We start from the raw sequence: 22,548 nt of genomic DNA, 5'->3' as shown, positions 1-22,548 counted from the left end.
CGGTACGCGGGTGGTGTCGGCAGGGTCAATTCAGTCCCCGACGGGGCCCCACCAGGTGGTCCACAGGCCTGTGGACAAGTGTTGCTGGTGCTGCGAGACGGTTGTTAGCGTCCACCCTTCACGACGTCGCGCGGCGGGCCTCATGACCTGCACGAGCGCGATCCGGATCGACATCGCACAACCTGTGGACAACTCTGTGGACACAGGTACCGACGGGAGCAGCACCAGGCGTGGACGGCTACGACTCCAACTCCAGCAACCACACCGGCCAGCTGCAGGTCCTGTGGCCGGGCATCGTGGAGAACCTCCCTCCCAACCAGCGGATGTGGCTCACCACGAGCCAGCCGCTGATGCTGGCGGAGAACACCGCCGTGGTGGCGGTGCCCAACGAGTTCACCCGCACCCAGCTCGAGGGCCGGCTGCGCACCCGCATCGAGGACGCCCTGAGCGAGCGGCTGGGCAAGCCGGTGCGGCTCGTGGTGAGCGTCGACACCTCGCTCGAGCGCTCGGTGCCCGACGGCGACGAGTCCGTGGCCGGGGGCGGTGCCACGACGCCCTCGCTGGGGGCCTCGCCCGAGACCCCGCAGCGCGAGCGGCCCGACGCGACCGTCACCCCGCTCTCGCAGCGGCGTGACCTCGACGACCAGGAACACATCGACAGGCCGACACATCGTCAAAGAGATTTGTCGACACGGCCCAGCACCTCGCTGACCACCGGCATCCCGGACAGCCCGCTCAACCCGCGCTACTCCTTCGAGACCTTCGTCATCGGCTCGTCCAACCGGTTCGCCCACGCGGCGGCGGTCGCCGTGGCGGAGGCGCCGGGCAAGGCGTACAACCCGCTGATGGTCTACGGCGACTCCGGGCTGGGGAAGACCCACCTGCTGCACGCCATCGGGCACTACGTGCGCAACCTGTGGACCGGCGCGAAGATCCGCTACGTCTCGTCGGAGGCCTTCACCAACGACGTCATCAACGCCATCAAGGACGCCAACACCGCCGCGCTGCAGCGCCGCTACCGCGACGTCGACGTGCTCCTGGTGGACGACATCCAGTTCCTCGAGGGCAAGCAGCAGACCCAGGAGGAGTTCTTCCACACCTTCAACACGCTCCACAACGCCAACAAGCAGATCGTCATCTCCTCGGACCGCTCGCCCAAGCGGCTCACCCAGCTCGAGGACCGGCTGCGCAACCGCTTCGAGTGGGGCCTGCTCACCGACGTGCAGCCCCCCGACCTGGAGACCCGCATCGCGATCCTGCGCAAGAAGGCCGCCGCAGACCGCCTCTCCGCTCCGGCCGACGTACTGGAGTTCATCGCCTCGCGGATCCAGTCCAACATCCGCGAGCTGGAGGGCGCCCTGATCCGGGTGACCGCCTTCGCCAGCATCAACCAGCAGGACGTCGACATGACGCTGGCCGAGATCGTGCTGCGCGACCTGATCCCCGAGGGCGGCGAGCCGGAGGTGACGGCCGGGCTCATCATCGCCCAGACGGCGTCCTACTTCGGGTTCTCGATTGAGGACCTGACCGGTCCCAGCCGCACCCGGGCGCTGGTGACGGCCCGCCAGATCGCGATGTACCTGTGCCGCGAGCTGACCGAGCTCTCGCTGCCCAAGATCGGCCAGCAGTTCGGCGGCCGCGACCACACCACGGTGATGAACGCCGACCGCCGCATCCGCAAGGACCTCGCCGAGCGACGCAACGTCTTCCACCAGGTGACCGAGCTGACCACCCGCATCAAGCAGCAGGCCAAGTCGTCCTGAACTACAACGCTGGAAGATGTGGTTCGTCCTCGGCGAGTCCGTGGACGACCTGGGGACGCAGCTGTGGACAACCGCTCGCCGCCGCTCACACGGCCCTGCGCGAACCACACGAACCTGTGGTTCGTCCCCACGCCGTCCACAGCCCGTGCACCGCTGCACCACCCGCCTGACCAGCACCAAGGGCAGTTGTCCACAGAATCCACCGCACCTACTACGACGACTGAATTCGTAATTCATCCTTCGCCGCCCGAACTTTGAACGACACCGAGACTGTGGACCGAGCCCGGCGTGGCAGGATGCTCACCCCGCCCTGACGGACCTGATGGAGAGGCACCGCCGTGAAGTTCCGCGTCGAACGAGACGTCCTGGCCGACGCTGTCGCCTGGACAGCTCGAGCGCTGCCCGTGCGCCCCAGCGCACCGGTGCTCGCCGGCCTGCTGATCGAGGCCGGCTCCTTCGAGGACGGGGGTGAGGGCGGCTCGGCCGACGGGCTGCGCCTGTCGACCTTCGACTACGAGACCTCGGCCCGCGCCACGCTCAACGCCGACGTGAGCGAGGAGGGCCGGGCGCTGGTCTCGGGCCGGCTGCTCGCCGACATCTGCCGCAGCCTGCCCAACAAGCCCGTCGACATGAGCATCGAGGGCGCCAAGGTCACCCTGGTGTGCGGCTCGGCGCGCTTCAGCCTGCAGACCATGCCCGTCGAGGACTACCCGACGCTGCCGACCATGCCCGAGGCCCGCGGCACCGTGCCGAGCGGCGTCTTCGCCGCCGCGGTCTCGCAGGCGGTCACCGCCGCCGGTCGCGACGACATGCTGCCCGTGCTCACCGGCGTGCGCATCGAGCTCGACGGCGACGCGATCGCCATGCTCGCCACGGACCGCTTCCGGCTCTCCCAGCGCGAGCTCGGCTGGTCGCCCTCGGCCCCCGACATCGACGCGGCCGCCCTGGTCCCGGCCAAGGTGCTCGCCGACACGGCCAAGGCGCTCACCGGCGGCAGCGACATCTCGATCGCGCTGTCCTCGGGCGGTGCAGGCGGCGCGGGCGAGGGCATCATCGGCTTCGAGGGCTCCGCCGGGGGCGGCGTACGACGCACCACCACGCGCCTGCTCGACGGCGAGTTCCCCAAGGTCAGGTCGCTCTTCCCCTCCGAGCACCTCACCGTGGCGCGGGTCGACCGGGCGTCGCTGGTCGACTCGGTCAAGCGGGTCTCGCTGGTGGCCGAGCGCAACACCGCCGTCCAGCTGGCCTTCACCGAGGGCATGCTCACCCTCGACGCCGGCTCGGGCGAGGAGGCGATGGCCTCGGAGTCCATCGAGGCCGCCGTCACCGGCGAGGACATCACCACCGGCTTCAACCCGGCCTACCTGCTCGACGGGCTCACCGCCCTCGAGGCCCCGGTCGTCGAGCTGGCGTTCACGCAGGCCAGCAAGCCCGTCGTACTCTCGGGTGTCGACTCGCTCGACGGCGAGGCGGAGGCCGCGTTCCGCTACCTGCTGATGCCGCGCCGACTGCTCTCCTGAGCCCGGCCGGCGCCCCCACCACCCCCGTCTGGACAGGAGCAACGCATGGACATCGGACTCATCGGCCTGGGCAAGATGGGTGGCAACATGCGCACCCGGCTGCGCAACGGCGGCCACACCGTCGTGGGCTACGACCGCAACCCCGACGTCAGCGACGTCGCCAGCCTGGCCGAGCTCGTCGAGGCGCTGCCCTCGCCCAAGGTGGTGTGGGTGATGGTGCCCGCCGGCGACCCGACCCGGGAGACCGTCAAGGAGCTCGGCGAGCTGCTGTCCGAGGGCGACCTGGTCGTCGACGGCGGCAACTCGCGCTGGACCGACGACCAGGCCAACGCCGCGATGCTCGGCGAGCTCGGCATCGGCTTCGTCGACTGCGGCGTCTCGGGCGGTGTCTGGGGCCTGGAGAACGGCTACGCGCTGATGTACGGCGGCTCCGACGACGACGTCGCCAAGGTGCTGCCCGCCTTCGAGACCCTCAAGCCCGAGGGCGAGTCCGGCATGGTCCACGCGGGGCGCAAGCCCGGCGCCGGCCACTTCGCCAAGATGGTCCACAACGGCATCGAGTACGCCATGATGCAGGCCTACGCCGAGGGCTGGGAGCTGCTCGAGAAGGTCGACGTCGTCGACAACGTCACCGAGGTCTTCGACTCGTGGCGCGAGGGCACCGTGATCCGCTCCTGGCTGCTCGACCTGCTGGTCGTCGCGCTCAAGGACGACGCCCACCTCGACGAGATCCGCGGCTACGCCGAGGACTCCGGCGAGGGCCGCTGGACCGTCGAGGCCGGCATCGACAACGCCGTCCCGATGCACGTCATCGCGGCCTCGCTGTTCGCGCGCTTTACCTCGCGCCAGGAGGACAGCCCGGCGATGAAGGCCGTCGCGGCGATGCGCAACCAGTTCGGTGGCCACGCCACCCAGGCCGGGAGCCCGCCCAAGAAGGGCGACCTGCCGGACGCCCCGCAGCAGTAGCCGGTCCGGCCCACCTCGCGTGTACGTCGCCCACCTCTCGCTGCACGACTTCCGGTCCTACGCCGCTCTCGAGCTGGACCTGGAGCCCGGTGCGACGTCGTTCGTGGGTCGCAACGGGCAGGGCAAGACCAACGTCGTCGAGGCGATCGACTACCTCTCGCGGCTGAGCTCGCACCGCGTGGCCTCCGACCTGCCGCTCGTGCGTCGCGGCGCCGACCAGGCGGTGGTCCGCGCGGCGGTGGTGCGCGACGAGCGCCGGGCGGTGCTCGAGGTGGAGATCAACCCGGGTCGCTCCAACCGGGCGCGGGTCAACCGCGGGCCGCTGCCCAAGGCCCGCGACCTGCTCGGGCTGGTGCGCACCGTGGTGTTCGCCCCCGACGACCTCGCGCTCGTCAAGGGCGACCCCACCGAGCGGCGGCGCTTCGCCGACGACCTGCTGGTCCTCCAGCAGCCGCGGTACGCCGGCACCCGGGCCGACTACGACCGGGTGCTCAAGCAGCGCAACTCGCTGCTCAAGACGGCGCGGGCCCGCGGCGGCAGCGCCGCGGAGTCGATGCTCTCGACGCTCGAGGTCTGGGACGAGCGGCTGGCCCGGCTCGGGGCCGAGATCATGCGGTCCCGTGCCCGGCTGGTCGACGAGCTGGTGCCCGAGCTCGGGAAGGCCTACGAGGCGGTGGCCCGCGGTGCGCACCGCGACGACGCCGCGCTGTCCTACCGCCCCAGCTTCGGCGGCGAGGAGGACGCGCCGCCCCTCACCGACGCGGACCTCGACCTCGAGGCGATGTTCCACGTGGAACTGTCGCGTCGCCGCCGTGACGAGCTCGACCGCGGCGTCACGCTGGTCGGACCGCACCGCGACGACCTGCTGTGCGAGCTCGGCGAGCTGCCGGTCAAGGGGTACGCCAGCCACGGCGAGGGCTGGTCCTACGCGCTCGCGATGCGGTTGGCGTCGTACGACCTGCTGCGGAGCACGGGCGACGACCCGATCCTGGTGCTCGACGACGTCTTCGCCGAGCTCGACACCGGACGTCGGGCCCAGCTGGCCGAGCTGGTCGCCGGCGCCGAGCAGGTGCTGGTGACCGCGGCGGTGCCCGACGACGTGCCGGCCGGGCTGCGGGGCCGGCGCTTCGACGTCGCCGACGGCCAGGTGGTGGCCCGTGGCTGAGACCCCGGAGGAGCCGGTCGGGCCCGCCGACCCGGCCGTCCCCGTCGACCCGGTCGAGGACCACGACGACAGCGGCCTCGAGCTGGCACGGGCGATCGCGCGCGGGCTCGCGGGACGCACGCCGGCCCAGGGAGCCCGCGGCCTCGGGCGGTCGCCCGGTCGCGGTCGGCGGCGACCCGTGGTCGAGCCGCGGGTCAGCGGGGCCCGCCCCGACGACCGCGACCCCCAGACCGTCGACGCCTCCCTCGGCCGCTTCGTCGCCGAGCAGGGCTGGGCCTCCGAGCTGCGGGTGCACGGGGTCTTCGCCCGCTGGGAGGCGATCGTGGGCCGCGAGGTCGGCCAGCACGTGCGGCCCGAGACGCTCAGCGACGGACGCCTCTCGGTGCGCACCGACTCCACGGCGTGGGCCACGCAGATGCGGCTGCTCGCGCCGGACGTGGTGCGCCGCCTCAACGAGGTGCTCGGCGACGGCACCGTGACCGTCATCGACGTCGCCGGGCCACGCGGTCCGAGCTGGACCCGGGGCCGGTTGCGGGTCAAGGGCCGGGGGCCGCGCGACACCTACGGCTGAGGCCCTCAGCAGCCCGGGGGACGTACGGGTGCTCAGCCGCACCCCTGGCGGAGGGTCTCGGAGGCCCCCAGAGGCCTCTACGGGCACGTTTCGGTGACGGATGCCCCCAGCTGGGGAGACGGATCCGCCGTTCGGGCCCCTGGGCGGGTAGGCTGGGGGCTGGTCGCCCGACCCTGTCGCGCGGCCGTTTGGCTGTCCTGTGCTGTCCCCCCGTTTCCCCAAGGACGTGTTCGTGGCTGACGAGAGCTCCTCCTCGATCCCCCCGTCGATCCCCGACTCCCACCCCGACGTCCCCGACGTCGTCTCCAGCAGCATCGTGGAGGGCCACGCCGTCGAGGCCGGCAACTACGACGCCAGCGCGATCCAGGTGCTCGAGGGCCTCGAGGCCGTGCGCAAGCGCCCGGGCATGTACATCGGCTCGACCGGTGAGCGTGGCCTGCACCACCTGATCTGGGAGATCGTGGACAACGCGGTCGACGAGTCGCTGGCCGGCCACTGCGACCGGATCGTGCTGACCCTGCTCGCCGACGGCGGCGTCCGCGTCGAGGACAACGGTCGCGGCATCCCGACCGACACCGCCGCGGGCCAGGAGCTGCCGGCGCTGACGCTGGCGCTGACGGTCCTCCACGCCGGCGGCAAGTTCGGTGGCGGCGGCTACAAGGTGTCCGGCGGCCTGCACGGCGTCGGCGTCTCGGTCGTCAACGCGCTCTCCAGCCGGGTGGTCGCCGAGGTCAAGAACCGCGGCCACCTGTGGCGCCAGTCCTTCGCGGTCGGCGTGCCCGAGGGCCCGCTGGAGGAGGTGCGCGCGATGGAGCCCGGTGAGCGCACCGGCACCACCATCACCTACTACCCCTCGCCCGACATCTTCGAGACGGTCGTCCACTCGCTGGAGACCATCACCGCGCGGGTCCGCGAGTACGCCTTCCTCAACAAGGGCCTCGAGATCGTGGTGCGCGACGAGCGGCCCACGGCCGACGACGTCGTCGAGGCGGTCGAGGACGACACGGTCGACAACGCCGAGGACCAGGACCGCCCCGACGCGATCAAGCGCGCCGACGGCGGCGGGCTCGAGCAGGTGTTCCGCTACGACCGCGGCCTGGTCGACTACGTCGAGTACCTCAACCGCCGCAAGACGGTGGCCAACCCCTCGGTCATCTCCTTCGAGGCCCAGACCCCCGGCGGCTCGGGCACCGACATGAGCCTCGAGCTCGCGATGCAGTGGAACACCTCCTACACCGAGTCGGTCCACACCTTCGCCAACACCATCAACACCCACGAGGGCGGCACCCACGAGGAGGGCTTCCGCGCGTCGCTCACCTCCCTGGTCAACAACTGGGGCGAGGAGTGGGGCCTGATGAAGAAGCCCGAGGACCGCGTCAAGGGTGACGACATCCGCGAGGGCCTCACCGCGATCATCTCGATCAAGCTGGCCGAGCCGCAGTTCGAGGGCCAGACCAAGACCAAGCTGGGCAACACCGAGGCCAAGGGCTTCGTGCAGCGCATCGTCAACGACCAGCTCGGCGACTGGATGCAGAAGAACCCCGCCGAGGGCCGCGACATCGTGCGCAAGGCCCAGGCCGCGGCACAGGCCCGCGTGGCCGCGCGCAAGGCGCGCGACCTCGCCCGCAACCGCAAGGACCTCTTCGGCGGCGGAGGCCTGCCCGGCAAGCTGTCGGACTGCCAGTCGAGCGTGCCCGAGGAGTGCGAGGTCTTCATCGTCGAGGGCGACTCGGCCGGCGGCTCCGCCCGCCAGGGCCGCGACCCGCGGATCCAGGCGATCCTCCCGATCCGCGGCAAGATCCTCAACGTCGAGAAGGCCCGCCTCGACAAGGTGCTGGCCAACACCGAGGTGCAGGCGATCATCTCCGCGCTCGGCACGGGCGTGCACGAGGAGTTCGACATCGCCAAGCTGCGCTACCACAAGGTGGTGCTGATGGCCGACGCCGACGTCGACGGGCACCACATCAACACCCTGCTGCTGACGCTGCTGTTCCGCTTCATGCGCCCGCTCATCGAGGGCGGCTACGTCTACATGGCGCAGCCGCCGCTCTACCGGCTGCGGTGGAACAAGCCCGCCGAGCACGAGTTCGTCTACTCCGACACCGAGCGCGACCTGCTGATGCGCGACGGCCTGGCCCAGGGCAAGAAGCTGCCCCGCGAGAACCCCGTGCAGCGCTACAAGGGCCTGGGCGAGATGAACGCCGAGGAGCTGTGGGACACCACGATGGACCCGGAGGCGCGCCTGATGCTCCAGGTGACCCTCGACGACGCCGCCCAGGCCGACGAGGTGTTCTCGGTCCTCATGGGCGAGGACGTCGAGCAGCGCCGCAGCTTCATCCAGCGCAACGCCAAGGACGTCCGGTTCCTGGACATCTAGGTCCCGACCGACGGCTGGCTGTGCTTCGACCACGAACGAGAGTGACGACTGATGACTGAGACCCAGAGCAACCTCGGGGGCGGCGACGGGGGCAACGGCGGCGGCGGCCGGATCGAGCCGATCGAGCTGCAGACCTCGATGCAGCGCGCCTACATCGACTACGCGATGGCGGTCATCGTCGGGCGCGCGCTGCCCGACGTCCGCGACGGCCTCAAGCCCGTCCACCGCCGCGTCCTGTACGCCATGTTCGACGGCGGCTACCGACCCGACCGCGGCTTCTCCAAGTGCTCGCGCGTGGTCGGCGACGTCATGGGCCAGTACCACCCCCACGGCGACACCGCGATCTACGACACCCTGGTGCGCCTCGCGCAGCCCTGGGTGATGCGCGCGCCGCTGATCCACGGCCAGGGCAACTTCGGCTCGCCGGGCAACGACGCCGCCGCCGCGATGCGCTACACCGAGTGCCGCATGGCGCCGCTCGCGCTCGAGATGGTGCGCGACATCGAGCAGGACACGGTCGACTTCCAGCCCAACTACGACGGCCGCTCGCAGGAGCCCGTCGTGCTGCCCTCGCGCTACCCCAACCTGCTGGTCAACGGCTCGGCCGGCATCGCGGTCGGCATGGCCACCAGCATCCCGCCACACAACCTGCGCGAGGTCGCCGAGGGGGCGCAGTGGGCGCTGGAGCACCCCGACGCCACCCGCGAGGAGCTCCAGGACGCCCTGGTCGAGCGGATCAAGGGCCCCGACTTCCCCAACGGCGCGCTCATCGTGGGCCGCGAGGGGATCGAGCAGGCCTACCGCACCGGGCGGGGCTCGATCACCCAGCGCGCGGTCATCGAGGTCGACGAGGACAGCCGCGGCCGCACTTGCCTGGCCATCACCGAGCTGCCCTACATGGTCAACCCGGACAACCTCGCCGAGAAGATCGCCGACCTGGTCCGCAGCGGCAAGATCCAGGGCATCGCCGACGTCCGCGACGACTCCTCGGGCCGGACCGGCCAGCGCCTGGTCGTGGTGCTGCGACGCGACGCCGTGGCCCGCGTCGTGCTCAACAACCTGCTCAAGCACACCGAGCTGCAGACCAACTTCAGCGCCAACATGCTGGCCCTGGTCGACGGCGTGCCGCGCACCCTCACCATCGACCAGTTCGTGAGCAACTGGGTCGCCCACCAGATCGAGGTCATCCAGCGCCGGACCCGCTTCCGCCTCGCCGAGGCCGAGAAGCGCGCCCACATCCTGCGCGGCCTGGTCAAGGCGCTCGACATGCTCGACGAGGTGATCGCGCTGATCCGGCGCTCGCCCGAGGTCGACGACGCCCGCGACGGCCTGATCGAGCTGCTCGACATCGACGAGGTCCAGGCGACCGCGATCCTCGACCTGCAGCTGCGCCGCCTCGCCGCGCTGCAGCGCCAGAAGATCATCGACGACCTGGCCGAGATCGAGCTGGTCATCACCGACCTCGAGGACATCCTGGCCAACGAGTCGCGCCAGCGGAGCATCGTCGGCGAGGAGCTGGGCGCGATCGTCGAGCGCTACGGCGACGACCGCCGCACCCAGATCATCGCGGCCGACGGCGACCTGTCCATGGAGGACCTGATCCCCGACGAGGACCTCGTCGTGACGATCACCCGGGGCGGCTACGCCAAGCGCACCCTGGCCAGCAACTACCGGACCCAGCGCCGCGGCGGCAAGGGTGTCCGCGGGGCCGCCCTGCGTGGCGACGACGTGGTCGAGCACTTCATGGCCACCTCCAACCACCACTGGCTGCTGTTCTTCACCACCGCGGGCCGGGTCTACCGCACCAAGGCCTACAACCTGCCGGAGGCGTCGCGCGACGCCAAGGGCGGTCACGTCGCCGGGCTGCTGTCGTTCCAGCCCGACGAGCAGATCGCGCAGGTGCTGGCGATCCGCGACTACGAGCAGGCGCCGTACCTCGTGCTGGCGACCAGGGCGGGCCTGGTCAAGAAGACCCGCCTGGGCGACTACAACAGCCCGCGGCAGGCGGGCGTCATCGCCATCAACTTCCGCGAGGAGGACGACGAGCTGATCGGGGCCGAGCTGGTCGACGCCGGCGACGACATCCTGCTCGTCTCCCGCAAGGGCCAGGCGATCCGCTTCCCCGCCGACGACAGCCAGCTGCGCCCGATGGGCCGCGCCACCTCGGGCGTGCAGGGCATGAAGTTCCGCGGCAGCGACTCGATGCTGTCGATGTCGGTCATCCGGGCCGAGCAGGTCCAGCTCGAGGAGGCCGGCGAGGCGAGCAAGCCGCAGTACGTCTTCACCATCACCGACGGCGGGTTCGCCAAGCGCACCCCGATCGGCGACTACCGCACCCAGTCGCGCGGCGGCCTGGGCATCAAGGCGATGTCCCTGGCCAACGAGGACCGCGGCGGCCTCGTCGGAGCCTTCATCGTGGTCGAGGGCGACGAGATCCTCTCGATCACCGCCGGCGGCCAGGTGGTGCGCAGCCCCATCGACGACCAGTTCCGGCCCACCGGACGCTCGACCATGGGTGTGCGGTTCGTGACGCCCAAGTCCGGCGACGAGGTCGCGGTCGTGGCCCGCAGCGTCGAGCGCGATGCGGAGGTCGAGGAAGCCGTCGAGGAGGCGGAGCACGACGCCGAGGTCCAGGCCGGCGAGCAGGCCGAGCGGATGGGCGTCGACGACGAGGTCGAGGACGTTCGCGAGGACGGTCCCGAGGCCGAGGGTGCAACAATCACCGACGACGGTGACGTCGATCCTGGGGAGAACTGATGTCCGAGCGTCCTGACGACGGCAAGCTCGCGCCCCGGCGTACGCTCGACGGCCCGGTGCTGCCACCGCCCCCCGCCGACCTCGAGGCCGACAAGCGTCGCGCCGAGGAGGCCCGGGCGGCCAAGCAGGCCGAGCGCGAGCAGGCCCGCCGCGAGCGGGAGGTGCGCGCCGGCGAGCGCAAGGCCGCCAAGCAGGAGCGGTCGGTGCAGAAGGCGCGCGAGGCCGAGGAGAAGGCCCGCGCGACCGAGCGCGCGGCTCGCGAGAAGTCGGGCGCGGCTGCGGGCGCCGGCCCGAGCCACGCGGCGGCGCAGGCCTCGGGCGGCCGCTCCGGCGCCAAGGCCCGTCCCCGCAACCGGCGGGCGCAGCTGCGGCTGGTGCAGGTGGACGCCTGGTCGGTCATGAAGACGGCGTTCCTGCTCTCGATCGCGATCGGCATCGTGCTGGTGGTGGCCGTGGCCATCATCTGGTCGGTGCTCGGCGCCGCGGGCGTGTGGGACTCCATCAACTCGGTGGTGCAGCAGTCGGTGGGCAGCCAGAGCGGCCCGCAGTTCGACGTGACGGACTACGTCGGCACCTCGCGCGTCATGGGGATCACGCTCGTGATCGCGGCCGTCGACGTGGTGCTGATCACGGCGATCGCCACCCTCGGGGCGTTCCTCTACAACCTGTCCGCGGCCCTGCTCGGGGGCATCGAGGTCACTCTCGCCGAGGACAGCTGACCCGTTTTGTGGGCGCCCCGGGTGGTGGGGTAGCCTTCCTCGCGGTTCACGGGCCTATAGCTCAGACGGTTAGAGCGCTTCCCTGATAAGGAAGAGGTCAGAGGTTCAAGTCCTCTTAGGCCCACCGTGCAGCCCCCAGACCCGCGGTCTGGGGGCTTTCGCGTGCCGCGGCACACGACTCCGGCTAGCGACGGGAGTCGAGGTCCTGGTAGTCCGGGTGGCGGTCGAGGAAGGCCTGGACGAACGGGCAGATGGGCAGCGCCCGGAGGCCCTCGGCCCGGACGTCGTCGAGGGCGGCCCGCACGAGCCGGCCACCGAGGCCCTCGCCCTCGTGGCCCTCGTCGATCTCGGTGTGGGTGAAGACGATCTCGTCCGGCGTGCGCTGGTACGCCGCGAAGCCCACCAGCTGGTCGTCGACCCGGATCTCCCAGCGGGAGGCCGCCTCGTCGCGGGTCACGGTGGTCGTGGCGGCCATCAGAGGACCTGCTCGCCGTACATCTCGCCCAGCGGGTCCGCGATCAGCTCGATGCGGGCCCCGTCGGGGTCGGTGAAGTAGACCGAGACACCGCTGTGGACCTCGTGGGGCACGCCGGCGGCGGTCAGCCGCTCGACCAGGGAGTCCCAGGTGTCGGGGTCGACCGAGATGGCGCAGTGGTGCAGCCCGCCCAGCACCTCGGCGTACGGCCCGAGGTCGAGGCCGGGGAAGTCGAAGAACGCCAGCAGGTTGTCGTGGCCGATGTCGAAGAAGAAGTGGGACGAACCGGGGTAGTCGCGGTTCTCGATCAGCTCGGTCAGCGGGAACCCCAGCACGTCCTGGTAGAAGGCGATGGTGCGCTCGACGTCGGAGCTGACCAGGGCGGTGTGGTGCAGGCCCCGCGCGGTGGAGGCGGGTCGTGAGCCGGCCGGTCGCAGGTGCGCGGCCCGGAGCTCGGCCCGCCGCTGCTCGTGGCGCTCCTGCTCGGCGGACTGCTGCTCGTCGGTCTGACCTGCGGCCACGGTGCTCATGGAGCGGCTCCCCCAGTAGTTGATGTGTCATCTAGGCTAGCACGCAGCTAGGTGATGCGTCACCCATCCGGGTACGATCGCCCCGTGACGACCACCGACGAGACCCCCTGGCTGGGGGAGGACCAGCAGCGGGTGTGGCGCCAGTGGCTCGCCGTCACCGCCGCCCTGCCGGCGGCCCTCAACCGCCAGCTGCAGGCCGACTCGGGCCTCTCGCTGCCCGACTTCGACGTGCTGGTGCAGCTGAGCGACCACCCGCAGGGCCGGGTGCGGGTCTCCGCGCTGGCCGACGCCCTGCAGTGGGAGCGCTCCCGGCTGTCGCACCACGTGAAGCGGATGCAGGCCCGCGGGCTGGTCGAGCGGGAGGAGTGCGACGACGACGGCCGGGGCTGGTTCGTGGTGCTGACGCCGCGCGGCCGCGCGGTCATCGCCGCCGCAGCGCCGGACCACGCGCGGGAGGTGCGCGAGCTGGTCTTCGACGACCTCACCCCCGACGAGCTGGCCACCCTGGCGGGCGTCACGACCAAGGTGATGCGCCGGCTCACGGGTCGTCTAGGCTGACCCGGTCGTCGATCCGGAGGTCCACCCATGAAGAAGTTCGTGCTCCTCGCCCTCACCGCCGGGGGTGCCCTGCTCGCCAAGCGCAAGATCGACGAGGGCAAGCAGGAGCAGGCGCTGTGGCGCGAGGCCACCGACCCGGTCCGCAAGGCCTGAGGGTCCGCACGACGCACCACGGGGCCTTGGCGCAATTGGTAGCGCACCTGCTTTGCAAGCAGGGGGTTAGGGGTTCGAGTCCCCTAGGCTCCACCAGATGAACGCCCCGCCGCCGCTGACCCCACCCACCTGGCGCGAGGTCCCGGCCGGGGAGCTGGACGTCCGCACGCTGCACGACGTGCTGAAGCTGCGCTCGGCCGTGTTCGTGGTCGAGCAGGACTGCGCCTACCAGGACGTCGACGGGCAGGACCTGCTCGAGGGCACGGTCCACCTGCTGGCCGAGACCGAGATCGGGTCGGGGGCCGGGCTGGCGGCGTACGCCCGCGTGCTGGGGCCCGACGCCGAGCACGACGCCCCGCGCATCGGGCGGGTTATCGTGACCGGTGCCGCGCGGGGCCAGCAGCTCGGCCGGCGCCTCGTGGAGCGGGCGCTGGAGGTGTGCGCCCGCGAGCACCCCGGTCGTGCGGTCGAGCTGGGCGGTCAGGCCCACCTGGTGCCCTTCTACGCCAGCCTGGGCTTCGAGCCCGTCGGCGAGGTGTACGACGAGGACGGCATCGCCCACCAGTGGATGCGCCGCCCCGTCGGCTGAGCATCAGCGGGGGCGGTCGACACCGGTCGTCCACAGCACCGCGACGCACGCCAGCCACAGGCCGAGCAGGACCACGGGCGCGACTGCCGCTCCGCCGACCCCCAGGGCCGAGACGAGCAGCAGCGCCAGGCCCGGGCCGACCCACCAGCCGACCTCGCGCCGCACGGTCGTCACCGGCCACAGGTGCGGCAGCGCCCGCCAGGCCCACGCGCCCAGCCCGAGGGCGAGCAGCACGAGGGTGAGTGGTCGGCCCAGCAGGTCGACCACCTCCTCGCCCACCAGCGGCGCCGCGGCCGCACCGGCCAGCAGCACGCCCCAGAAGGCCAGGGTCACGTAGTGGTCGAGGCCCAGCTCCAGGGCGAGGGCGGCGAGCACCACCACCCCCAGCAGGTACGCCGCGGCGCCGCGGCCGTAGCCCAGGTCACCGGCCACCCAGTGCGCCACGACCGAGCCCAGCAGCCAGGTGAGCAGCAGCGTCGGGGCCGCCCACGGCGTCGGTCGGGCGACCTTCGGCGCACTCACCCTCGGAGGCAGCCACCGGGACACGGTCGTGGGCACGGGCCCACCCTGTGACGACCGACCTGCCGCCGACCTGACCGGCGCCCTCAGCGGGGCAGCCGCACCTCGAACGCCGTCGGGGCGTGCAGCGAGGCGACCCGGACCGAGCCGCCCAGGGAGGCCGCGACACGGCGCGCCAGGGGGAGGCCGAGCCCGGCGCCGGGAGAGCCGGGGTCGCGGTGGCCGGCCTCGAAGACCCGCTCCTCGCTGCCGGGGGTGACGCCGGGACCGTCGTCCTCGACCCGCAGCACGACCTCGCGGCCGTCCTGCCGTCCGGACACGCCCACCAGGTGGGTGGCGTGGCGTCGCGCGTTGTCGACGAGCGGGGCCAGCACGCGGGCCAGCAGCTCGGGCGGGGCGCTGACCAGCAGCGCGTCGTCGAGCGAGACGACCACGTCGGCGTCGCCGTCGGACCCCGGCGCGCCGGCGACCAGGGAGTCGACCACCGGGGCGACCCGGGTGCCACCGGCGCCACCGCCGTCGTCGGTGGTCCCGCGGGCCAGGTCGAGCAGGGCCGTGATGGTGGCGCTGAGCCGGTCGACCTGCGCCACGACCCGCTGCAGCCGCTCGCGCGAGGCGTCGTCGCGGGCGCCCACGAGTCCCAGCTCGGCCTCGGCGCGGATGCTGGTCAGCGGCGTGCGCAGCTCGTGCGCGAGCTCGGAGGTCAGCCGCTGCTCGGCGCGGATCGCCTGCGCCACGCGGCCGAGCAGCTCGTCGAGGGTGTCGCCCAGCCGGGTCAGCTCGTCGGAGCCGGGGGCGAGGTCGAAGCGTGCCTCGAGGTCGTGCTCGCTCCACTCCCGCGCGAGGTCGGTCATCTGCTGCACGGGTCGCAGGGTGCGGCCCACGGTCCAGGCGGTGACCGCCGCGGTGCCGGCGCCGACCACGACCACCAGCGCCGCGAGCCCGCCCGCGAGCACGGCGTTGGCCTGCTCGTAGGCCTGCTCGCTCACCGAGGCCACCACCACGCCGTCGCGCTCGCTCCCGCCGGCCAGGTCGACGGGCTCGGCGAGGTAGTGCCGTTCCCCGCGCTGGTACGTCGTCTCGACCGCCACCCGCGAGAGGCCCTCGACGACCCGCACCACCGCGTCGCCGCTCGGCGGGCCGGAGAGCAGGGCGCCGTCGGCGTCGTAGACCCACACCCCTGTGGTGACGTCGTCGCTGTCGCCGCGCGTCAGCCGCAGCCGGCCGTCGTCGGCCAGGGTGAGCCGGGACTGGGTGGTGGCCAGCCGGTTCTCGAGGGTGGCCTGGATCCGGCCCTGGTTGAGCCGCAGCGCGATCACCAGGACCACGCCCCCCATGAGCGCGAGCGCGACCATGCTCAGCAGCGCGCTGGACCACACCAGGCGCCGCCGCAGGCCCCACTGGGAGGGCCGGAAGGTGGCGTTCACCGCAGGGAGTACCCCACCCCGCGCACGGTCACCAGCTCCGCCGGCGAAGCGACCGCCTCGAGCTTGACGCGGATCCGCCGGATGTAGGAGTCGATGGTGTTCTCGCTGACCATGGCGCCGTCGGGCCAGGCGGCGGCGACCACGGCGCGACGGCGCACGACGGCACCCGGGCTCGCGGCCAGGGCCGCCAGCAGTCGGAACTCCGTCGGGGTCAGCGACGCCTCGCCGGTCGGGGAGCGCACCGAGAACCGCTCCGGGTCGAGCACCAGGCCGGTGATCTCCTGCGGGGCCGGGCGGGTGCGCTTGAGCAGGGCGTCGATGCGCACCAGGATCTCGGTGACGCTGAACGGCTTGCCGACGTAGTCGTCACCGCCCGCGTGGAAGCCCGAGATCCGGTCGTGGACGGCGTCGAGGGCGGTGAGGAACAGCACGGGGGCGTGCTGGCCCCCGGCCCGCAGCGCCTGGCAGACGTCGCGGCCGTCGGCGTCGGGCAGGCCGATGTCGATCACCATGGCGTCGACGCTCCCGGACGCCCCGAAGCGCGCGAGCGCCTCGTGACCGTTGCGCACCGCGACGACGTCGTGGTCGGCGAGGCGCAGCGCCTCGGCGAGCACGCGGCGCACGGCGGCGTCGTCCTCGCAGATCCCGATGGTGGCCATGACCCGATCTTCTCGTGCCCGTGGTCCAGATGTCGCCCGATGGCCATCGTCGGTCAGGTGCCCGGCAGGTTCTCGCGGGCACAGTCGAGGTCATGGCGACCCTGGTCCGTGATCCCGCGGTCCCCACCCGCGCCGGCACGACGGGAGGCACGGACCGGTCCACCCCTGATCGGGACACCGCCCGGACGTGGCCGGCACGGGCCGGGGTCGCCTCCGCCGCGCTCGCGGTGGTGCTGCTCCGCCTGCCCTTCCTCGACCGCCCGCTGACGCCCGACGAGTCGGGCTTCATGACCGTCGGCGGCCAGTGGCTGGGGCACGGACCCGCCGCGGACTCCTCGCTCTACGGCCGCTACTGGGTCGACCGGCCCCCGCTGCTGGTGACGGTCTTCGGCCTGGCCGACCGCCTGGGCGGGGCGGTCCCGCTCCGCCTGGTCGGCGTGCTCGCCGCGGTGGTCGTGGTGCTGGCGGTGGCGCGCACCTCCCGCGTCGTCACCGGCCGACCCGCGGCCGGGGTCTGGTCGGCGGTCGTCGCGGCGCTGCTGCTCGGCAACCCGCTGGCCGGCAGCCTGCCCACCAACGGCGAGCTGGTGGCCGCGCCCTTCGTCGCGGTCGGCGTCGCCGCCGTCGTGGAGTCGGTGCGCGGGGGCGGCCGCACCCACCGGCTGGTGGCCGGCCTGGTCGCGGGCGCCGCGGCCGTCTGCGCCGTGATGGTCAAGCAGAACATGGCCGACGTCGGCGTCCTGGCGCTCGTGGTCCTGGTGCTGACGGTGCGGCACCGGGGACCGGCGTTCGTGACCCGCACGCTCGCCGCGATGGCGGCCGGTGCCCTCGCGACGGGCCTGCTGCTGGCCGGGTGGACCGTGGCCCACGGCACCAGCCTGGGCGGCGTGTGGTTCGCGATGTACCCCTTCCGGGTCGAGGCCGGCGCCGTCCTGGCCGGCAACGCGAGCCTGCACGCCCTGGCCCGCTCGGAGCTGCTCCTCCAGGCGGCGACGGCGACCGGCATGGTGGCGCTGGCCCTGCTCGCGGCCTGGGGCGGCGCCCGCCACGTCCACCGTCGCGGGCGCCGCGGCCCCGGTCGCGTCGTCCCGTCGTCGCAGCCGGCGTCGGTCGGCACGGTGCTGGTGGGCCTGGCCCTGGTCGGGGCGTACGACGTCGCGTCGATCGCGCTGGGCGGCAGCTACTGGCTGCACTACCTGGTGCAGCTGGTCGTCCCGCTGAGCGTGGCCACCGGCCTGGTCGCCGTCCGCCACCGGGCGCTGGCCGGCGTGGCCGTGGCCTGGGTCGCGGTCTCCGCTCTGGTGGTGACGGCGAGCGTCGCCTCGGGCGCCTCGATGCCGACCACCGACAGCGGCGTGCCGCTCGGGCGGGCCGTGGGAGCGGCCGCCCGCCCCGGTGACACCGTGGTGACCCTGTGGGGGCACGCCGACGTGACCCGCGCGACCGGCCTGGTCTCGCCGTACCCCTACCTGTGGGCGCTGCCCACGCGCACCCTCGACCCGCAGCTGCACCGGCTGGTGCGCACCCTGCGCGGCCCGGACGGGCCGACGTGGGTGGTGGCCTGGAGCCGCCGCTCGCTCCCCGGCGTCGACCCCGGCCCGCTGCGGGAGGCGCTGCGCGACGACTACCACCCGGTGCTCACCACCCGGGCCGGCCACACCGTCTTCCTGCACGACGGCGTCGTGCGCCCGGACCCGCGGCTCGCGGCCCGGTTCGACCCCCCACCCGCCCAGGAGGCCCGATGAGCACCCTCGTGGTGGTCCCGACGTACGACGAGCGCGACACGATCGGGACGCTCCTGCACCGCCTCGCCGAGGTGGTGCCCGACGCCGACGTGCTGGTCGTCGACGACTCCAGTCCCGACGGCACCGCCGGCGTGGTGCGCGACGACGCGCGCTTCGCCCGGCAGGTGTTCCTGCTCGAGCGCCGGGTCAAGGACGGCCTGGGCGGGGCCTACCGCGCGGGCTTCGCCTGGGCGCTGGACCACGGCTACGACCACGTCGTCCAGATGGACGCCGACGGCTCCCACCCCGTGGAGCGGGTCCCGGCGCTGCTCGAGATGCTGCTCGAGGCCGACGTCGCGGTGGGCTCTCGCTACGTGCCGCGCGGCGGCGTGCGCGACTGGTCGTGGCACCGCCGGCTGCTGTCGTGGGCGGGCAACCTCTACGTCCGGATCGTGCTCGGCCTGCACACCCACGACACCACGGCCGGCTTCAAGGCCTTCCGGGCGGCCGCGCTGCAGGCGATCGGGGTGCTGGGGTCGAGGTCCAACGGCTACTGCTTCCAGGTGGAGAACACCTGGAGGGCCGAGCGGCGCGGCCTGCGGGTGCGCGAGGTCCCCATCACCTTCACCGACCGCACGGCCGGCACCTCGAAGATGTCGGGTGCCGTCGTGGTGGAGGCGCTCGCGCGGGTGCTGGTCTGGCGCTGGCGCGAGGTGACCGCCCCGGGCGCGCGGCACCGGGAGGTCGCGACCTTCCTGGCCGTCGGAGGGGCGGGGTACGTCGTGGACGTCGCCGTCTTCAACCTGCTGTGGGGCCTGGCGCCGTTCGACACCTGGGGCCCGACGGCGGTCAAGGCGATCGCCGTGGCCGCGGCGATGGTGGTGACCTACCTGGGCAACGCCCTGGTGACGTGGCGGGGACAGACCCGGGCCACGCTCGGCCAGGTGGCGACCTTCGTGGTGCTCAACGCGATCGGGCTCGGGTTCTCCGTGGCCTGCCTGTGGGTCAGCCACGACGTGCTCGGCCTGACCAGCCGGGTGGCCGACAACGTCTCGGCCAACGTCGTGGGCCTCGCCCTCGGCACGGCGTTCCGCTACTGGACCTACCGGTGGCTGGTCTTCCGCGGCCCCGGCTCCCGGGAGGCCGGGAGCCGGGACGTGCACGGGTCGGCTAGAACCAGCCGAGTCCCTGCGCGATGAGCACGAGGCCGAAGACGAGGAAGGCGACGGCCGCGGCCCACTTGACGAACTTCTCCGGCAGGTGCTTGCCCAGGACCGCGCCGACGCCGATGGCGAGCGCGTCGGCGGCGACCATCCCGACGGTGCTGCCGATCCAGGTGCCGAACCAGCCCTCGCGGGTGGCCAGCGTGATGGTGGCGAGCATGGTCTTGTCGCCCAGCTCGGCGAGGAAGAACGCCACGCCGACGGCGAGGATGGCCGCGCCCGTGGCGGTCGTGGCCTTGTTGGCCTCGTCCTCGCTGAGCTCGTCGCCGCGCAGGGTCCAGGCCGCGAAGACGAGGAAGGCGATGCCGGCGATGATCGCGATGGTGTCCTGGCTCTCGGCGAAGGCGTCGCCGATCCAGTAGCCGATCCCCACCGAGGCCAGGTGGACGATCGCCGTGGCCGCGGCGATGCCGATGAGGACGTCGCGGGCGCGGTAGCGGGTGGCGAACGTCATCGCCATGAGCTGGGACTTGTCCCCGAGCTCGGCCACGAAGATGACCGCGGTGGACAGCAGGAAGGCGTACATGGAGGGGCTCCTTCTCGCGCACCAGGGCGAGAAGAGCGACGCTGTGCGGACGCACCCCCGACCAGGTGCGCACGTGTGGTCGACAGGTGCGAACTGGTCGAAAGTCTCGTCCGCCACCTTCCGGTGGCCTGCCGTGCCGGGGCCCGGGGCCCAGTGTGTCGACACGGCCGTTGGGGACTACTCCCTCTCGGCGACGCCCACCCTAGCCGGACCGGCCAACACCACCCGACCCAGCCCGACCGGTCGGGTCGGGCGAGTCGGGTGGGCGCGCAGCGGGTCCGTAGCCTGGGACCGTGTCCGCCCTGCTGCACCCCCGCTACTGGGGTGCCCACCTGCTGATGCTGGTGGCGCTGGCGGCGACGATCCTGCTGGGCCTGTGGCAGCTCTCGGCCTGGGAGTCCGCCCGCGCCGCCGAGGCGCGCGACCTGACCCAGCGGCCCGCGATCGCGCTCACCTCCGCCCTGGGCGGCGACGACCCCTTCCCCGGGCAGTACGTCGGCCAGCCGGTCAGCCTGAGCGGTCGCTGGGTCCCCGGCAGCACCCTGTTCGTCTCCGACCGGCCCCACGACGGCCGGGACGGCTACTGGGTGATGACCCCCGTGGCGGTCGACGGCGGCGGGGGCAGCGTCGTGCCGGTGGTCCGCGGCTGGTCGCCGCGCCCCGAGGCGGCTCCGGTGTCGGGGTCCGTCGAGCTGACCGGCTGGCTGCAGCCCTCCGAGGGCTCCAACCAGCCCGATCCCGACCCGGGTGACGACGTCATCCCCGAGATGCGCATCGCCAGCGTCACGCAGTTCGTCGACGCGGACCTCTACAGCGCGTTCGTGGTCGCCCGCGACGCCTCGTCGGGCACGACCGGCCTGGACGGCGTGCGCCCCGAGCAGATCCCGGAGGTCTCCTCGCTGACCTCGCTGCGCAACCTGCTCTACGCCTTCCAGTGGTGGATCTTCGGCGTCTTCGTGGTCTACGTCTGGCAGCGCTGGTGCCGTGACAGCCTCGAGCGGCGCACGACCGAGCAGCAGGTAGCGTCGGCGGCGTGAAGGACCTCTCGAAGGCGCTGGCGCGCTACCAGGTGATGGCCACGATCGTCGGCGTGCTGCTGATCGTGCTGATCCTCGTCGGGGTGCCGCTGGCCAACTTCGACGGCACCGGCATGTGGGGCGTGTTCCCCAGCACGCCCGTGTGGTTCACCGTGGGCAGCACCCCCCACGCGGTGGGTGAGTTCATCACCTCGGTGCTGGGCGTGGCGCACGGCTGGCTCTACATGATCTTCCTGGTGATGGCCTTCCTGCTCTCGCGGCAGGCACGCTGGCCCATCGGCTTCACCCTGGTCACGCTCCTGTGCGGCACCGTGCCGATCCTCAGCTTCTGGGCCGAGCGCCGCGCGACCGCGCGGGTGCGGGCCCAGCTCGACCGTGGCGACGCCGGGGCGCAGACGGCGACGGCCGGCCCGTCCCACCGCTAGCAGCGGGGAGCGGACCGGCCGGGGCTGGTCGTCGGGGGACGCTCAGACCTTGGGGTCCTCGCGGTCCGACACGTCCACGGTCTCGGCCGGGTCGGTGGGCGTGGTGACCGGGTGCGTGGCGGTGCCGGCAGCCGGGGTCGACGCGGGCGCCGAGGAGGGCGTCGGCGCGGACGTCGGGGCCGGGGTCGGGGTGTAGGACGACTGCCAGTTGTTCTCGGTGCCACCGCCGGCCAGCTTCTTCGCCACGAGGGCACCGGCGCCGGCGAGCACCACGACGAGCAGCAGCTTGCGGCCCTTGCTGCTCTTCTTGACGTCCTCGCCGCGCAGGGCGGCGGCGGCGAGCTCGCGACGGCGGTCGGCCTCGCCGGCAGCGGAGGCCGCCTGCTCGCGGGCGTCGCTGACGACCTGGTGGACGTTGGAGACGACCCGGTCGCGCAGGTCCTCCACGCGGGGGCTCACGGTGTCGCGAGCGTCGGCGAGACGGCTGATGCCGGCGTCGCGGGCGTCGGCGACCTTGGGGGCGAGGGCGTCGCGCGCGTCGGCCAGGCGGCTGGCGCCGGCCGCACCCGCACCGGCGAGCAGCGGGGCGATCTCGTCCCGGGCCTTCTCGACTCGGGGGGCGATGGCGTCGGTGAGGTCGTGAGCCAGGTCCTGTGCCTGCTCGACGAACTTCTCCTTGCGGCTCTTCGTGGTGAACATGGGTCGGACAGCTCCCTCTCTCGTCACTGCTCGTCGCCTGCTGTGCACAGGCGTGGTGGTGCGTCGATCATGCCTGGTGTACCCCGAGCCCGCTCGTCCACGCCTGCTCGGCGCCGCTGCCGGGGCCACTGCGGGGCCCCGGCTGGGGCCACGTGGGAGGATCGGT

General features: G+C 72.7%; 22 protein-coding genes and 2 tRNA genes. 17 read left to right on the top strand and 7 right to left on the bottom strand.

Annotated features, from left to right (window positions below):
• Nucleotides 1-230 precede the first annotated feature (230 nt).
• The 9 genes from dnaA (at nt 231) to BLU55_RS14450 (ending at nt 11,962) form a co-directional block, all read left to right on the top strand.
• Entirely contained in the window at nt 231-1,763 is a 1,533-nt protein-coding gene (gene dnaA / locus BLU55_RS14490) for a chromosomal replication initiator protein DnaA (protein ID WP_091731052.1), read from the top strand.
• Between the two features lie 338 nt (nt 1,764-2,101).
• Complete coding sequence (gene dnaN, locus BLU55_RS14485) at nt 2,102-3,283, top strand: DNA polymerase III subunit beta (RefSeq protein ID WP_091731050.1); 1,182 nt, start codon at nt 2,102-2,104, stop codon at nt 3,281-3,283.
• Between the two features lie 45 nt (nt 3,284-3,328).
• Nucleotides 3,329-4,249: a phosphogluconate dehydrogenase (NAD(+)-dependent, decarboxylating) gene (gene gnd / locus BLU55_RS14480; RefSeq protein WP_091731047.1), complete on the top strand. Its 921-nt coding sequence runs from the start codon at nt 3,329-3,331 to the stop codon at nt 4,247-4,249.
• Nucleotides 4,250-4,268: 19 nt separating this feature from the next.
• On the top strand, nt 4,269-5,414 hold the full coding sequence (gene recF, locus BLU55_RS14475; protein ID WP_091731045.1) for a DNA replication/repair protein RecF: 1,146 nt from the start codon (nt 4,269-4,271) through the stop codon (nt 5,412-5,414).
• Nucleotides 5,407-5,985 carry a DUF721 domain-containing protein gene (locus tag BLU55_RS14470; RefSeq protein WP_091731042.1) on the top strand — a complete coding sequence of 193 codons (579 nt, stop codon included), beginning with the start codon at nt 5,407-5,409 and terminating at the stop codon, nt 5,983-5,985. The genes recF and BLU55_RS14470 overlap by 8 nt, the downstream gene beginning before the upstream one ends.
• Before the next feature lie 232 nt (nt 5,986-6,217).
• Nucleotides 6,218-8,362 carry a DNA topoisomerase subunit B gene (locus BLU55_RS14465; RefSeq protein ID WP_091731038.1) on the top strand — a complete coding sequence of 715 codons (2,145 nt, stop codon included), beginning with the start codon at nt 6,218-6,220 and terminating at the stop codon, nt 8,360-8,362.
• Nucleotides 8,363-8,413: 51 nt separating this feature from the next.
• Nucleotides 8,414-11,119 (top strand): DNA gyrase subunit A, encoded by a 2,706-nt coding sequence (gyrA, locus tag BLU55_RS14460; RefSeq protein WP_091731035.1) that lies wholly within the window; start codon nt 8,414-8,416, stop codon nt 11,117-11,119.
• Nucleotides 11,119-11,838 (top strand): DUF3566 domain-containing protein, encoded by a 720-nt coding sequence (locus tag BLU55_RS14455; RefSeq protein WP_172833919.1) that lies wholly within the window; start codon nt 11,119-11,121, stop codon nt 11,836-11,838. Before gyrA ends, BLU55_RS14455 begins: the two co-directional genes overlap by 1 nt.
• Before the next feature lie 50 nt (nt 11,839-11,888).
• Nucleotides 11,889-11,962 (top strand) — tRNA-Ile (locus BLU55_RS14450).
• A gap of 60 nt (nt 11,963-12,022) precedes the next feature.
• Here the strand turns inward: BLU55_RS14450 and BLU55_RS14445 are convergent.
• Together BLU55_RS14445 and BLU55_RS14440 are read right to left on the bottom strand one after the other, a co-directional pair.
• Nucleotides 12,023-12,313 carry a GNAT family N-acetyltransferase gene (locus tag BLU55_RS14445; protein WP_091731031.1) on the bottom strand — a complete coding sequence of 97 codons (291 nt, stop codon included), beginning with the start codon at nt 12,311-12,313 and terminating at the stop codon, nt 12,023-12,025.
• Complete coding sequence (locus BLU55_RS14440) at nt 12,313-12,843, bottom strand: VOC family protein (protein WP_091731028.1); 531 nt, start codon at nt 12,841-12,843, stop codon at nt 12,313-12,315. The genes BLU55_RS14445 and BLU55_RS14440 overlap by 1 nt, the downstream gene beginning before the upstream one ends.
• 84 nt (nt 12,844-12,927) lie before the next feature.
• Between BLU55_RS14440 and BLU55_RS14435 the strand changes: the two genes are divergently transcribed.
• From BLU55_RS14435 to BLU55_RS14425, 4 genes are all read left to right on the top strand, one after another.
• Nucleotides 12,928-13,401 carry a MarR family winged helix-turn-helix transcriptional regulator gene (locus BLU55_RS14435; RefSeq protein WP_231916888.1) on the top strand — a complete coding sequence of 158 codons (474 nt, stop codon included), beginning with the start codon at nt 12,928-12,930 and terminating at the stop codon, nt 13,399-13,401.
• 27 nt (nt 13,402-13,428) lie between these two features.
• Nucleotides 13,429-13,554 carry a DLW-39 family protein gene (locus tag BLU55_RS19950; protein ID WP_231916887.1) on the top strand — a complete coding sequence of 42 codons (126 nt, stop codon included), beginning with the start codon at nt 13,429-13,431 and terminating at the stop codon, nt 13,552-13,554.
• A gap of 20 nt (nt 13,555-13,574) precedes the next feature.
• A tRNA-Ala gene (locus BLU55_RS14430) sits at nt 13,575-13,650 on the top strand.
• 1 nt (nt 13,651) lies between these two features.
• Nucleotides 13,652-14,143: a GNAT family N-acetyltransferase gene (locus BLU55_RS14425; protein WP_091731023.1), complete on the top strand. Its 492-nt coding sequence runs from the start codon at nt 13,652-13,654 to the stop codon at nt 14,141-14,143.
• Nucleotides 14,144-14,146: 3 nt separating this feature from the next.
• Here BLU55_RS14425 and BLU55_RS14420 read toward each other — a convergent pair whose 3' ends face one another.
• From BLU55_RS14420 to BLU55_RS14410, 3 genes are all read right to left on the bottom strand, one after another.
• The gene (locus BLU55_RS14420) at nt 14,147-14,665 is read right to left on the bottom strand and encodes a hypothetical protein (RefSeq protein WP_091731021.1); all 519 of its coding nucleotides are present in this window, start codon (nt 14,663-14,665) and stop codon (nt 14,147-14,149) included.
• Between the two features lie 83 nt (nt 14,666-14,748).
• Complete coding sequence (locus BLU55_RS14415) at nt 14,749-16,089, bottom strand: sensor histidine kinase (RefSeq protein ID WP_091731018.1); 1,341 nt, start codon at nt 16,087-16,089, stop codon at nt 14,749-14,751.
• On the bottom strand, nt 16,086-16,748 hold the full coding sequence (locus tag BLU55_RS14410) for a response regulator transcription factor (RefSeq protein ID WP_091731016.1): 663 nt from the start codon (nt 16,746-16,748) through the stop codon (nt 16,086-16,088). Before BLU55_RS14410 ends, BLU55_RS14415 begins: the two co-directional genes overlap by 4 nt.
• Nucleotides 16,749-16,840: 92 nt before the next feature.
• On the opposite strand from BLU55_RS14410, the gene BLU55_RS14405 reads away from it, so the two are divergent.
• Together BLU55_RS14405 and BLU55_RS14400 are read left to right on the top strand one after the other, a co-directional pair.
• Nucleotides 16,841-18,493, top strand: coding sequence for a hypothetical protein (locus BLU55_RS14405; RefSeq protein WP_091731013.1), 1,653 nt, complete (start codon nt 16,841-16,843; stop codon nt 18,491-18,493).
• On the top strand, nt 18,490-19,671 hold the full coding sequence (locus tag BLU55_RS14400) for a glycosyltransferase (RefSeq protein WP_091731011.1): 1,182 nt from the start codon (nt 18,490-18,492) through the stop codon (nt 19,669-19,671). Before BLU55_RS14405 ends, BLU55_RS14400 begins: the two co-directional genes overlap by 4 nt.
• On the opposite strand, the gene BLU55_RS14395 is transcribed toward BLU55_RS14400, so the two are convergent.
• Entirely contained in the window at nt 19,643-20,221 is a 579-nt protein-coding gene (locus tag BLU55_RS14395; RefSeq protein WP_091731008.1) for a TMEM165/GDT1 family protein, read from the bottom strand. The two genes, BLU55_RS14400 and BLU55_RS14395, sit on opposite strands and share 29 nt — an antisense overlap.
• Before the next feature lie 293 nt (nt 20,222-20,514).
• Between BLU55_RS14395 and BLU55_RS14390 the strand changes: the two genes are divergently transcribed.
• Both BLU55_RS14390 and BLU55_RS14385 read left to right on the top strand, forming a co-directional pair.
• Nucleotides 20,515-21,258: an SURF1 family protein gene (locus BLU55_RS14390; protein ID WP_091731005.1), complete on the top strand. Its 744-nt coding sequence runs from the start codon at nt 20,515-20,517 to the stop codon at nt 21,256-21,258.
• Entirely contained in the window at nt 21,255-21,683 is a 429-nt protein-coding gene (locus BLU55_RS14385; RefSeq protein WP_197681001.1) for a DUF3817 domain-containing protein, read from the top strand. Before BLU55_RS14390 ends, BLU55_RS14385 begins: the two co-directional genes overlap by 4 nt.
• A 42-nt stretch (nt 21,684-21,725) precedes the next feature.
• Here BLU55_RS14385 and BLU55_RS14380 read toward each other — a convergent pair whose 3' ends face one another.
• Nucleotides 21,726-22,382, bottom strand: coding sequence for a hypothetical protein (locus BLU55_RS14380; RefSeq protein ID WP_091731003.1), 657 nt, complete (start codon nt 22,380-22,382; stop codon nt 21,726-21,728).
• Nucleotides 22,383-22,548: the final 166 nt, after the last annotated feature.

Origin of the sequence: Nocardioides scoriae (assembly GCF_900104965.1) — a bacterium.
Lineage (GTDB): Bacteria > Actinomycetota > Actinomycetes > Propionibacteriales > Nocardioidaceae > Marmoricola > Marmoricola scoriae.
The sequence above is the reverse complement of the archived record's forward strand: the minus strand, read 5'-3'. Positions and strand labels throughout refer to the sequence as shown.